This window comes from Luteolibacter arcticus (genome assembly GCF_025950235.1).
GTDB lineage: Bacteria > Verrucomicrobiota > Verrucomicrobiia > Verrucomicrobiales > Akkermansiaceae > Haloferula > Haloferula arctica.
On sequence record NZ_JAPDDT010000008.1, the window covers coordinates 226342 to 239764 of the forward strand.

Sequence of the window (13423 nt, forward strand, 5' to 3'; positions counted from 1 at the left end):
TCCTTTGGGCTTGGAGGCAAGGATCGTTGCCAGACGGGCTTTGACGGACCCAATCTTCTTCTTCGCTTTACAGGAAATTCACGTGTGGGCACCGCGGGTCAGACGTATGAAGGGATCATGACTCGGACATGGGCTTTCCTGCTTTGCGGACTGATGCCGGCGATGGCCGGTGAGATGCCGGAAAAGGCGGAGGGCTATCATGAGGCGCTGCGCAAGCGGCCGGAGAGCGAGACGCTGTTCCAGCGTTTCCGCGACGCGTGGTTGGAGGAAAAGCCGTCCGCGGACCTGGAGGCCGAGTTGCTGTCGCGTGCTGAGGCCGGCGAGCCGGGGGCGTGGGGGATCCTCGGCCGCGAGCGGCTGGCGGCGGGGAAGGATGACGAGGCGCTGGTGGCTTTCGGCAAGGCGATCGAGGCGGAGCCGGCGGCGGCGTGGCTGCGGCTGGCGCGGGCGAAGATGCTCCTGGCAAAGAAGGACTTTGCGGCGGCGGAGAAGGACGCGCTAGCGGTGCCGGAGGGCGACAAGCTGCGGCCGGAGGCGCTCAAGCTGGCCGGTCTCGCCTTCCTGCGAGGTGAGCGGGTGGAGGAGGCACTCGCGCATTGGAAAAAGGCGGTCGATACCGCACCGGGCGACAAGGGACTGCTGGAAGATCTCACCGAGTTGACCCGTCGCGAGGGCCGGCATGATCTGGCGCTGGATTTCTGTGTGAAGTGGCGGGACGCGACCGAGGATGCGTACGGCAAGGCGATGGCGACCTTGAAGCGCTCCGAGCTGCTGCTCGCTTCGCAGAGGGTCGAGGAAGCGATGACTGAACTTGGCGAGGTATTGAAGGTGGCCGGCGATGGCTCCTGGCTGGAGCGCGAGGCGCTGGCCCGGGCAGAGCAGACGTATCAGCGGCGCAGCGACGCAACCGGCTGGGTGAAGCAAATCACGACGTGGGCGAATGCGAATCCGGTGCGGCTGAACTTTCGTCGTGCCCAGGCCCAGGCGCTCGCCACGGCGGGCAAGCCGGGCGAGGCGCTTGAGGTGTTAGGCGATGTGTTGAAGCGAACGCCGGGGGATCGCGAGGCGCGGTGGCAGAGGATTGCGTTGTTAGAGCGGGACTTGAAGGTGCAGCAGGCCTTCGACGAATGCGCGGCGCTGGTGGCGGAAGAGAAGTCGGAGGAGGCCGGGCTGCGACTGGCGGAGCTCGCGTTCCGGCTGGAGAAGAAGGACGAGGTGAGGAAGGCGCTCGACGCGGTGATCGCGGCGGCCGATCCCGCCAAGCGAGTCGGCCTTGCCGGGCTCTATGCGCGCTACGGCTTGCCGGCGGAGTCGGAGAAGCAATGGCGTGCGCTGGCCGGTGGTGAGTCGGGCGGGCAGGCCTTGCGGGATCTCGCGAAGTATCTGCGGACGGAAGGCCGCGACAAGGAGGCGCTGGAAGTGTGGAAGGAGATCGGCCGGCGAGATCTTTTCCAAGACCGGATCGACGCTGCCCATGCGCTGGCTGCGGCGGGCGAGAAGGAGGCGGCGAGCAAGCTGTTAGAAGAGGGGCGCGCACGGTTTTCCGCCGAGGCCGCCTATGAAGAGGCGAGAGCGGAGCTGGCCATCATGCAAGAGCGGCGGCTGGACGCGCGGGCGATCTTCCGCGAGCTGGCGGCACGGGCCAAGCGGCCGGACGAGATGCAGATCGCCGTGAAAGGCTGGCTCCGTGCGGCGGAAGGCGAACTGGAAGCGGCGGCGAAGGATCTGGGCGAGGGCACGGGGGATCGATGCCTGCGTGCGGCGCTGCTGGCGGAGTCGGGCAAGCCATTGCCGGCGCTGGCCGCGGGAGATGAATTGGAGCGAGGGGTGCGGCTAGGCTTGCTGCGTGAGCACGGCAAGTGGCCGGAGGTGGTGGAGATGTTAGAAGCATCGGGAGGGAGCGGGCCGCTGTTTCTCAGTGAACTCTGCGATGCGAAATTCCTGGCCGGCGACACGGCAGGCTCGCTCGTCGCGGCGCGGGCATGGCGGGAGCGGACTCCGGACCAGCCGGGGCCGTGGTTGAAGGAGGCGGATCTTTTGGCAGACGGCGGCGAGCTCGCGGCGGCGGAAGCGCTATTGCGGCGAGCCGCCGCGCGCTTCGAGTCGGACGAGAATGTGGCGCGGGCCTTGTTTGCGGTGCTGGAAAAGAACCGCGATGCCGCGGCGGCGCTTGCCTTCGCGTGGCAGTGCCACGACGAGGCGGCGGATGCTTCGGGAAAGGCCGGCTGGCTGCGGGACATCCTGCGCATTTCGAAGGACGGCGGACGCTTGGAAGATCTGCGCGAACGCCTCGAGGAACGGGTCCGCCGCGATCCGGCTTCGCCGGGGCCGCTGCTGGCGCTGGCAGATCTGGCGAAGGCAAAGGGCAACACCGATGAAGAACTCCAGCTCGTGACGAAAGCGGCGACCTCCGCGCCGCGGGATGTGGCCGTGGTGTCCCGTCTCGCCGCGCTGGAGGAACAGATGGGCCGGCGCGACCGCGCGCTGGAACGCTTTGCCGAGCTGGCACGACTGGTGCCGGGAGCGGAATCGGCCCGCCAGCTTGCCCAGGCGAAGCTCCGCTGCGGTGACATCGCCGGGGGCATGCGCGACTTGCAGGCGCTGGCCGGTGATCAAGGGATCGACATCCGGGCGCTGGAGCAGAGCGTATTCGAGATGGCCGCCCGCGGTTATGTCGAGGAGGGGATCGAACTGCTCAGCTCGCTGGATCCCGCACTGGTCGATGCCCGGCTCCACTTCATGCTGGGGAGGTTGTTAGAGGCCGATGGCTCGGAAGCGAAGGCGCTCGATCACTACCTCAAGGTGATGACGGAACCGGACGACCCGGCGGAGGGTCGGCGCTATGGATCCGGACGAGAGGGCCGGAATCTCATGATGCTGCTCTCAAGTCGTGACGATTCCTCGTCGTCACCATTCCAGCAGATCCCGGTGCCCGGCAGCCTGCAGGAGGCAAAGATGATGCTGCCGGCGCGGATCCTGCAACTGGCGATGCTCGCCGGAGGCGATGCCTGGAAACGGGCGGCCGCCGTGCTGCCGGAGCTGAAATCCACCACCCCGGAGCAATGGCGTGAGCTGAAGGACTTCGCCGGCCTAGGGAACGGTGCGCATCAGATCCAGTGGTGGGACTTCATCCGTCGCTTCCCGGAAAATCCCTTGGGCCCGGAGCTGCTTTTCGAGAGCCAGCAGTATAGCGCCTGCACGCCCGAGCAAGTGGCCGAGCTGCTGAAGCGCACCCCGCCGGTGCCGCTGCGGCTTGCGCTTTCGTTGCAACTGGTGAAGCGGGAGATTGCGCCGCAGACGCTGGAGTGGTTGCAGAAGGTGGATCCAGGAGCATGGCGGGATGACTTCGCGGCAAGGCAATTGTTGGCATGCACCCAGCGGCTGCTCACGACAGTGGAGCAAGCGGCGGAGGACAATCCGGAAACGCGGGCGAAGCTCGAGCGCCTGATGGCGGTGCTGGCGAAGGCGGACCTAGGAGAGCGGATGGCGCGGCAGCTTCACCTCTTGCGAGCCCGGCAGGCACTGCTCGCGGGGGATGCGGAAGCATTCCTCGCTGCCGTGCAGCAGGCGCTGGATGCGACTGCTGCCGCTGCTCCGGAACCGATGGAGATGCGGAGAGGCCAGGAGATGTCCATGAATCTCACGCCGGCGCTCACGCGCTGGAAGACCTCCAAGGGCGAGGCCGCATTCGAGTCGCTGGTAGATCGCCTTCCGTCGCCTGTCCTGCGATGCCTTGCGGGACTCGCCGGGCGGGACGAGAAGGAGACGGTCCGGCATCGGGTCGAGAAAGAACTCGCCGCTCTCCCTGCGGACTCGCCTCGCGAGGTCCGGCGCGAACTGATCCGCTTGCGGTGGCAGTACCAGGACCGCAAGACCGACCCGCAAGGATTTGAGAAAATGCTGCAAGCCGCGGCCGACGTTGAATCGGACCCGCGGCTGGCGTTGGAAGCGTTTGCCCAACTCATGTCCACTCGTCCGGGGGTGCAAGCGGGGGATGGCCCTTCACCTGAAGACCGGCGGCGTCTCGAAGTCATGGCGAAGCGGGTGATGGCTTCCAATGAGTCCGACCGCCCCTACGCGCAGGAGTTGGCCCAGATGTTCGGGCAAAGGCAGCCCGCAGCCTCTCGCCCGGCGACGCGCTGGGGTGGTCGATCGTCCGGACTGACCTACTATGGATATGGTAATTCGAGGAACAGCACGGTGCTCATCCGCCGCATCGTTGCGCTGGAGGACCGGCAGGTCGCCTCGCGCGAGGCGGCCGACCTTCTCGAGAGCATTGCCCGGGGCTCGATGGAAGAGCTGGGCATGCTGCGGGAGCCGGTGGCGGCCTTCCGCAAGGCGGGCCTGCTGGACGAGGCGCTCGCGAAAGTGCAACTGCCGGAGGACGCCGGCCTGTCCCGCCGGATGGCAATGCTGGTGCTGATGGAGGCCGCGGAAAAGAAAGCGGATGCGCGGTCGATCGTCGCTGGCATTCACCGGATGCGGCCGTGGGATACCCGCTGGGCGGTGGAGCTCGCCCTGCTCACTGATGAGCGGGAAGAGGCCATTCGCTTGTTGGATGAAGTGGCGGGCCGCCCGGACTTCGCCCGCAAGTTGCTCGAGGAATTCTTCGGCCGTGGCGGATCGGACGGCCCCGGCATGGTCGAGTATGGACGACTTGCCGACTGGATGGAGCGGCCGCAGGCGGACCGGTCGTGGCTGGGTTCCGCGACCATCGCACTGGGCACCAAGTCGAGGACCAACGATAAAGCCCAGGCGAAGGAGTGGAGCGAGCTTTACCAGCGCTTCGCCAAGCTGGCGCTGACCGACCCGCGGAGCGCGGAGATGGCCTTCCGCTCCCTCTACTCGACCACTCGCGGGAAGGACCCGGCCGCGGTGGAGGACGCCGCGTGGCAAGCGCTGCTCAGCGGAGCCTACACGCTGACTGACCTAGGCCTGGGCGGGCTGACCCTGGTCCAGCTTCCCGAGGCTCCGGCTGCGCTGGAATGGCTGGTCATTGTCGCGAAGGAGAAGGGCGACGATGTCCTCTTTTCGGACGACTTGCGCGGGCGGCTGAAGGCGGTTGATCCTGACCTTGAGGCTTGGATCGGCAAGCTGCTCGCCACCCAGCGGGCCACCGAGTTGCCCGACCTGATCGGGGATGTCACCGTCATGGGTTCCGCTGCCCGCGGAGGCCTGGCGCTCGCGAGGCACGAGGCCGCGATGCTGCGAGCGATCCATCTCGCCGGCCGGGAGGATTTGTTAGAAAAACTCTTCCGCGAGAACCGGCTGCAAACGGTCTCGGGAAATGTGACCCATGTCATTCGCGAAAGCCTGCGGGCCGCCGCCAAAGAGAAGACTCTGGAGAAGCGCTTGCTCATCCTGCTGGAGGCGAGCGCGGGGCCGCGCAAGGAATGGAATGACTCGAACGAGAAGCTGACGACCGCTACCGGGATGATCGTTCGCTCGGTCCAGAATTCGGACAGCGGCGTCTTCGTCGGGGTCTTGAATTCCTTCTCCCTGTGGCAACTGAAGCACCAATGGGCCGACCCGAGTGAATCGCTGGCGGTGCTGTGGGGGGGCGATCTGCGAGCGCCGCGTCGCGCGAAGTGGGAGGATCTTCCCGGCACGCGGCTGCGCGAGGCTCTGCTCACAGGCTTCTGGCGGCGGAGCGCCGTGGTGAAAGATGGCAAACCGCAGATGATCTACCAGTGGACCTTCCAGGATTCCATCCGCTCGGTGACGAGCCAGATGCCGGGGCTGGATCTCCAGACCTTCGCGAGGGAAGTCTCTAACAACCCGAAGGCATCCTTCCTCGACCTGATGCGGGCGGAAGCGATCACGAGCGACAAGGCGTTCGGAAAGCGCGCGCTCAAGCTTGCGCTGCCGGAGCTGGAAAAACTCCCGGACGGGATTCGCGAGGGCGTTATCGACAGGCTCACCTCCGATCTCGGTCTCGTGGATGCGGATGATCTCCCGAAGCCGGTCGCGAACCGGTTGCGCGCCCGGCTCAAGGATCAGAGCGAAGCAAAGGTGAAGAAAACCCGCGCGCGCTTCGAGGCGCTGAAAGGCGCGGGGGGCCTTCTGGGCGGAGCCAGCGAGGCCGGCCGGCTCGCTGGCGAGGTCGCCTTGGAAGCTCCGGAACTCGCCGAGGAGATCGTGACCTTCTGGCGCTCGAAGCAGCCGAAAGTCACCGACCAGAACTTCAATGCCTTTGCCCTCGGGCTTTTCAGCGACTGCGGCAAGGACGCTGGCGAGGTGTTTCTCCGGCTGCGCATGATCGACCGGCTGTGGGCGGATGGTGTTCCCGCGTGGACTGCCAGTGGCGAGGATCCGTTCTCCACGGCCTGGGGCTTGATATCATGGGGGCGGCTGCCGAATCCGGATGTCTGGCCGCGCTTCGCCAAGCTGTCGCCGCGCATGCAGGTGCGGCTGCTGCTCGGGGCGCACACGCATTTCCGCGCCGAGGACATCAATGACAATGATTGGCTGAAAGCGTCGAAGGAGGCTGCCAAGGGCGATGCCCTGACGCACCATGCCCTCGGCTGGTTTGTCGAGATGGACCAGCTGGAGGATCACGGGAAGTTTCGCAGCACAGGGATCGCACCGCTCGGCCTGTTGGAGGCCATGAAAGCTGCGGGGGCCACTCCCGGGGAGCTGACGATACTCATGGAGGAAATCTTCAAGCGGCTCGCCCAGCTCGACAATGCGGCGGACCTCATGGAGCGCACTCCCGGCTTGCTCGCGGGTATCAAGGAGCTGCCCCAGAATACGGCGGGCGAGATGCTGGAAGGCGTCTTCAAGCTATGGGGACGCGTGCAATTGCAGATGCAGGAGTCCGGCCAAGCGAAAGGGGAGGACCGCTGGCGCACGGCCGTCCATCCCGCCGAGACGGCGGCCTTCCTCAAGTTCGTCCTGGCGAAGGTGCCGGGTGGGAAGCTCAACCGGCACTTCTCCAGCGGCCAGGTCAGTTCGGTGCTGGTCGTTTTGGATGACGACGAGTTGATCGACCGCTGGGTGGCTGCCGCCAGCGAGCGATTCTCGGGCGATTATCAGATGATCCTTCATTGCCTGAAGAAAGGTCGGATCAAAGAGGCCCTCGCGTTCTTGCCGCCGCCCAGTCAGAGCGGCCTATCGAGCTACAGCGGGTCGCCGGCATACTCGAAGGAGATGGAGGAACTCGCCGGCAAGCTGGCCGCACTGGATTCCCCGGAGGCCTTTCGCCTGCGGGTGATGATTTCGATGATGAACGATGCCCGGGAAGCCGACGCCCCTGTGGAATCCCGCGTCGACCGCATCAAGCGGCTGGCCGGTGAATTCGAGAAGCGGAGCGCCGCGTTTTCGCTCACCGATCGCATGGCGCTGTGTAACGATCTTCAATTGACCAGCAAGGCCAATCGCGAACATGTGCCGGCTCTTGACGAGTTCGCCGGTGAGATGGCGGCGAAGGAATTCCGCGCCGTTTTCAGCGGCCAACCCCGCAATCCGGTCACTGCGAACGTGTGCGCGGCCGCGGTGAAGTCCCGCTTCCACGCTGGCGACTCCTCCGGGATCGAGGCCATGGCTCTGGCGATCCGCCAGGCTCCCGCGGGGGCCGAGATGGATCAGTTCGTGCGGCGATGGCTGTCCATCACCACGATCTGCTTCTGGTATGCGGCCGACCGGCACGATGCCAAGCTCCCCGAGGCCTCCGCTGTTGCGGTCCGCTCCTTCGCTGCGGCGCTGGCCACTCGCGAGGATCCGGAAATTCGCGCCGAGGCTTCGCTGCTGGTCCACCTCGCCGCCAGTGATGCGGCCTCGCTGAAAGCCGGCCTGGAAAGCTGCAAGCTGGACGGCGTCGCTCCCGGCCGGCTGTCCGATCGCGACGGCATGCGCATGCACTTCGACTCAACACTTCCGTTCATGTTCCGGGTCGGCTTGCTGCATCCCTGCTCCGCAGAGCTCATGAAAATCATCGAGCGTCCGTCGGTGTCGATGAGCCAGATGGGCATGATGCTTTCCATTCTGAAGGATCCGCAGGTGCGGGCCCGCCTGGAGCCGGCGATGTTTCTCGACTGGACCCGCTACACCACCCGGGTTCCAGGACCGTATGTCGAGGGAGTGAAGGCCTACGCCACCGAGCGCCGGAATGATTTCGACGAAGGCCAGCGCACCCAGCTCGATGCCTTGCTCGAACGGCTGGAAAACCCCGGCAAGGAAATGAGCAAGGAGCTCCGGGAGCGGATGCAGAAGGAAATGAGAGAGGAGATGGAGAAGCGGATGGGCGAGCAACAGCGTTGGCAGCAGGAGATGATGGGGCGGCCGCTGCGGTGAATGTCCGTGCGGGCGGATGGGGGACTGCTTCTAGCCTCATTTCGCGCACAACCAGCCGAATGACATCCAGCAGGTGAACCATGTGCGGACTTTCCCTGCGACGGCTTCGGCTGCTTCCGCGGTGCCGGAGAATGCCACGTCGCAGGCTTTGTCCAACGGCATGCCTTGGCGAAGCGACTGCAACAAGCGGAAGGCTTCCGGCTCGATGCGCTTGTAGTAAACGATGAGTTCCGACCGGTGCACCACCAGTTGGATTGGCGCGGCGGCTGCCTTTGCCTTCAGCCGCACGGGTCGTGATGCGGCATCTCCGGATAAGGTGTTGCTGGCAGCATGGTTCTCCGCGTGCTTGAGCCGCTTCAGCAAGTGGTCCACCGGATACCGCAGTTCGAGCAGTGAGAGGTAGGGCTGCAGGCCGAGCGTCATTCGCTCCGGGCTCCGCGCTGCAAATTCATGCGGGTCGATCGATGGCTTCTGCTCACCATCGAAGGCCACGACCCTGGCCCATTCAACGCTTGCCATGTCGAGTGCAAGGCAATCAAAGGGAGCTATGGTCCCGGGATGATCGATAAGATAAGCTCCGAGCTTGGAGCCGAGGTCGCGCAGGTTCCACGAGGTGGAGCCGCATGTGCCGAGGTAAGCCACTGCAAGACGGTGGAATCGTCGTTCGCCGAGGACGGCACGCAGGCCGCGGAAATCCTCGCCCAGGGATCCGAGCAGCCGCCACCAGTACTGCTGGTTGTAGATTTGAAGGCGGTCCGCGGCGACGAGCCGGTCGTTCGGCTTTACGAACTCGTCGGCCGTGCTCCGGCTCTCGCGTCGCATCGCATCGCCGGGGCCCAGCGGCATCATGATGGCGCGGGCGAGCGATGCCTGGAAACGGGCGAGATCGCCGGCTTTGCGGTCACGCGGCATCGGGTAGGAAACGGTTGGCTTTGAGGGCTTCGCGGTGGACTTCCTCGAAGCTTGGTATCTTGTCGTCCCATTCGAGCAAGGTGGCCACCCGGCCGCAGCGTCCGATGGCACGCTCGTAGAGGTCCCACACCGGGTCAATCACGGGGTGATCGTGGGTATCCAGGATGTATTTCTTGAACTCGGTGTGACCGGCGAGATGGATTTGGGCGACGCGTTCTGGCGGCACGGCATCGACGTAGTCGCGCGGGTCGAAGCTGTGATTCCGTGAGGAGACGTAGATGTTGTTCACGTCGAGGAGGATTCCGCAGTCGGCGGCTTCCACGACTTCATTGAGGAACTCCCACTCGGTCATTTCCGAAAGATGGAATTCGGCATAGCTGCTGACGTTCTCGACCGCCACCGGCAGCTCGAGGAAATCCTGCACCTCGCGGATATTGCGGGCGGTGGTCTTCACTGCTTCCCACGTGTACGGCATGGGTAGTAGATCGTGGGTGAAGCGGCCATCGACACTGCCCCAGCAGAGGTGATCGCTGACCCACGGGGTCTTGGTGCGCTTGGTGAGCGCCTTCAGTTTCTTCAGGTGGCTCCGGTTCGGCCGTGAGCTGTTACCGAAGTACATCGAGACACCATGCTGGACCACGCGATATTGCTCCAGGATTTGATCGAGCACGGCGAGCGGCCTGCCGCCATCGGCCATGTAGTTCTCGGAGATGATTTCGAACCAATCGACCACCGGCTTCTTTTCGAGGATGTGCTGGTAGTGAGGAATGCGCAGGCCGATGCCGACGCCGTAGTCTTCGAATTGAGTGAAGCGAGAACCTTTCATGGCCGTGGATGGAAAAGGGAACAGCTCCGGCCAACGGATGGCCGGAGCTTTCGGGTGGTCGCGGATTACTTGTCCTTTTTGACGGGCTTGCCGTCCTTCATGGCGCAGCCACCCTTGCCCTTGCAGGAGTTCTTGCCGGCGCAGCCGTTGTCACCGCCCTTGCAGCCGCCCTTGCCCTTGCAGGAGTTCTTGCCCTTGCAATCGTGGGTCTCGCCCTTCTCGTCGGCGGCCTGGATGCCAGCGCTCATGCTGCTGTCGTCAGAAGACGAGGAGGTGGTGTTCTTTCCGAATGCGAAGCCACCGGTGAGGATTCCCGCGAGGGCGGCGCCGGCGATGATGGTGTTGTTGGTCTTCATGTTCTTGGTTGTTTGTTTGTTGCTTGTTGTTGGTCCGGCGGATGCCGGGATGGTTCTTCCACGGAGGGTGCCGTCAGTGGCGATGCCCCGCGGTTGAAAGGGCGTCAGGCCTCCACGAGCGTGGCGGAAGGTGAGGCGCGGAATTTCCGCGCGAGAAGGTGGTCGATTGAGACCACGCCGGGTCCGAAAACGAGGACCAGCAGCGAGGAGAGGAGAAAGAGGAAGGGTGCCGCGGTGACAAAGGCATCGGGATCGCTGAAGATGCCCTTCACCACTTCCATGTCCGCCGTGAGGTAGGCGACGATCATGGTGACGAGCAGCGGGATCGCGGTCAGGCGGGAGGCAAGGCCCATTAGGAGCAGCAAGCCGCCGAAGCACTCGGTGCAGGAGGCCACCACTGCATTGAACATGGGCAGCGGGATGCCGAGTTCCTTGAAGAAGCTAGCGGTGGCCGGGAGGTCCATGAGCTTGCCCTTGCCGGCGGTGAAGAACTGCCAGCCCCAGTAGAGGCGCACGGCGAGCAGCAGCGGCGACTTGGCTAGGTCCGCGCCGGCGATGAGTTTTTCATGCGCGCTGCGGGCGGCGGTGAGAATGGAAGATGCCTTCATCTATCGGGGGCGACGAAGGAGGGCGGAGTTTGATTGCGTGATTCGTATTTTTTTCGTGGGGCACCTGGCGATCCGCCTCTGCGGGGATTTGGGATTTGCGTGAAGGCCGAGAGGGCACTAGCCATGGCGAGGCGATTGCCAGTGCCCCGTTCGATCAATTTGGACACATCCGACCAACGCCCCGAACCCAGCGAAGCCGAATTGCTCCAGGCAGGTTTCCGCTATGCGCTGGCGCTGACCCACCACCGGGAGGAGGCGGAGGATCTGGTGCAGGAGAGTTGGCTGAACCTGTGCCGCCGCTACGGCAAGGTGGAGAACCGCGCGGTGCTCTTCACGGCGCTGCGGAATCTCCACATCGACCAATGCCGACGGAGGAAGCTGGTACACTTCGATTCGCTCGACGATGAGGGTATGCCGGAGGTGGCGGAGATCCCGGTGGACGAGCCTTGTGTAAGGGGCGAACTGGCGGATCTACTCGGCCGCCTGAAGCCGACCGAGCGTGAAGTCATCTTCCTGCACTACTACCAAGGCCACACGGCGGAGGAGATCTGCCAGCTCAATGGCCAGAGCCGCGGCACGGTGCTGAGCCTGATCCACCGCTCGCTTGCAAAACTACGCAAGCTTGGAGAGGTCGCCGCGGAAGCGGTTTCCCGCAATCAACTCCTGCTCTTGTTCGTTGTGCTCATTACATTGACGATATTTCTTTCCCGCTAGATAGCCCACGCCGATGTCCGACTTCCGCAAACAAGTTCGCGATCACTACGACAAGCAGTCGCTGCCAGCCGAGAAGCTGGAAGCGATCCTTGCGCGCGGTCGTGAGGCTGCTGCCGGCGGGGAGAAGACCGTGGCATTCCCTGGGCGGAAACGCTGGGTTCGCTTCATTGGCGCGGTCGCTGCGGCGGTCGCGCTTGCGATGACGGGGGGATGGTGGGCCACCCGCGATGTAGGGGCTGTATCGTACGCGGCGCTTCCGCCACGGGTGATCGAGTTCTTCAAGGAGAAATCCGAACTGCTGCCGCCCTTGCAGGACAAATCGGAACTACGCACCTGGCTGGTCTCCCAAGGGGCACCGGCCGATATGGAGATCCCCGCCAAGCTCCAGTCGTTGGAAAGTGCTGCCTGTCAGGTGGTCGATGTGAAGGGTCGCAATGCCTATCTCTCCTGCTACTGGCGGGTGAGCAAGGCGGACCGAGGGCCGGGAGACCTTGTCCATCTGCTGGTCGCCCGCACCGAGGATTTCCGCGATCAGCCGGGATCGGCGCAAGCGGTGGTGCGTGAGCTTGATGGCTGGAGCTTCGCCTCGTGGACGAAGGGCGAGACAATCTACACGCTGGCCACGGCGAATCCGATGGAACAACTGACGCCATTCTTGTCGGCCCGGGATCGCGTCGACGATGGGTCGCGCGATACGGCGTCGGTGGGATTCACTCGTGTAATGATGGCGGCGATCGTGGAGGCGAGGGCTTCTCACTAGCGGCAAGTGCCACGCCGCGCGATTTCTGGAGCCGATGCTGGACCAGTGGATGCAGGACGTTGGCTAACAGGATGGTCGCGAGGCCGGCGTAGAAGAGCGGGTGGAGTTGCTTGTGCTCGCCGAAGAACAGGGCGGCGGCGAGGATGCCGTAGAGCGGCTCGAAATTGAACGCGAGGTTCATGGTGTAGGCGCTGAGGTGCTTCAGCAGGCCGATGTGGAAGCCGTGGGCGAAGACGGTGCACACCAGGGCGAGCAGCAGGAGCCACAGCCAGTCGAGGCCTTGCCACGCGAGCAGTGACACACCACCGCCGACGAAGGGGAACAGCAGCAAGGCCGCGGTAAGGGCTCCCACCATTTCCCAGGCAACCATTGTCAGCGGATCGCTGCCACCGGTGACCAGCTTGCGGTTCAGCACCGGGAAAATCGCGGCGAGGAAGGCGCTCAGCAGGGCGACCCCCAGTCCTAGCAGATGCTCGCGGGGCACGAAGCCGGCGACCAGCCCGATGCCGGCGACGACCAGCAGGCCGAGCAGGACTTCGAAGGGGCGCACGCGGCGCTTTTCCAGCAAGGGCTCGGTGAACGCGGTGAACAGCGAGATCGTCGCCATGCCGGCGAGGCAGACGGAGATATTCGCCAGCTTCACCGCGCCGAAGAAGCAGATCCAGTGAAGCCCGACGACAAAGCCGATGCCCAGGAACGCCAGCGCCGCGCGCTTGCCCGGCCACAGCGGACGCCGCCGCACCAGTCCGACCCACACCGCCGCCCCGAGGGCCGCGAACAAGGTGCGCCAGATGACCAGCCCCGCCGCCGGCAACGAGATCAGCTCGCCAAGGATCGCCGTGGTGGCGAGGAGGAGGACGAGGAGATGGAGCTGGAGGTAGTGTTTCACGGGTGTGTCGGACCCGCGGACGCTGAGGGACGCGGGGCGAAAGGCGAGACTTTCGGCAATCTCACC

Annotated in this window: 8 protein-coding genes; 3 read left to right on the forward strand and 5 right to left on the reverse strand. The window is 64.7% G+C overall.

What is annotated here, in order from left to right; translation table 11 throughout:
• The first annotated feature begins 117 nt into the window (after positions 1 to 117).
• Positions 118 to 8292: a tetratricopeptide repeat protein gene (locus tag OKA05_RS18285; protein WP_264488624.1), complete on the forward strand. Its 8175-nt coding sequence runs from the start codon at positions 118 to 120 to the stop codon at positions 8290 to 8292.
• A gap of 36 nt (positions 8293 to 8328) precedes the next feature.
• On the opposite strand, the gene OKA05_RS18290 is transcribed toward OKA05_RS18285, so the two are convergent.
• The 4 genes from OKA05_RS18290 to OKA05_RS18305 all read right to left on the reverse strand — a co-directional run bounded on the left by OKA05_RS18290 (position 8329) and on the right by OKA05_RS18305 (position 10994).
• Positions 8329 to 9204, reverse strand: coding sequence for an HvfC/BufC family peptide modification chaperone (locus tag OKA05_RS18290; RefSeq protein ID WP_264488625.1), 876 nt, complete (start codon positions 9202 to 9204; stop codon positions 8329 to 8331).
• Entirely contained in the window at positions 9194 to 10030 is an 837-nt protein-coding gene (gene bufB / locus OKA05_RS18295) for an MNIO family bufferin maturase (RefSeq protein WP_264488626.1), read from the reverse strand. Before bufB ends, OKA05_RS18290 begins: the two co-directional genes overlap by 11 nt.
• Positions 10031 to 10095: 65 nt before the next feature.
• Positions 10096 to 10386, reverse strand: a complete 291-nt coding sequence (locus tag OKA05_RS18300) for a hypothetical protein (RefSeq protein WP_264488627.1) — start codon at positions 10384 to 10386, stop codon at positions 10096 to 10098.
• A gap of 104 nt (positions 10387 to 10490) precedes the next feature.
• Positions 10491 to 10994 (reverse strand): DoxX family protein, encoded by a 504-nt coding sequence (locus OKA05_RS18305; protein WP_264488628.1) that lies wholly within the window; start codon positions 10992 to 10994, stop codon positions 10491 to 10493.
• A 159-nt stretch (positions 10995 to 11153) separates the two neighbouring features.
• Here OKA05_RS18305 and OKA05_RS18310 point away from each other — a divergent pair, with 159 nt between their 5' ends.
• Together OKA05_RS18310 and OKA05_RS18315 are read left to right on the forward strand one after the other, a co-directional pair.
• Positions 11154 to 11708: an RNA polymerase sigma factor gene (locus OKA05_RS18310; RefSeq protein ID WP_264488629.1), complete on the forward strand. Its 555-nt coding sequence runs from the start codon at positions 11154 to 11156 to the stop codon at positions 11706 to 11708.
• Positions 11709 to 11721: 13 nt separating this feature from the next.
• Positions 11722 to 12468 (forward strand): hypothetical protein, encoded by a 747-nt coding sequence (locus OKA05_RS18315; protein WP_264488630.1) that lies wholly within the window; start codon positions 11722 to 11724, stop codon positions 12466 to 12468.
• Here OKA05_RS18315 and OKA05_RS18320 read toward each other — a convergent pair.
• Positions 12419 to 13357 carry a DMT family transporter gene (locus OKA05_RS18320; RefSeq protein WP_264488631.1) on the reverse strand — a complete coding sequence of 313 codons (939 nt, stop codon included), beginning with the start codon at positions 13355 to 13357 and terminating at the stop codon, positions 12419 to 12421. The genes OKA05_RS18315 and OKA05_RS18320 overlap by 50 nt on opposite strands.
• Positions 13358 to 13423: the final 66 nt, after the last annotated feature.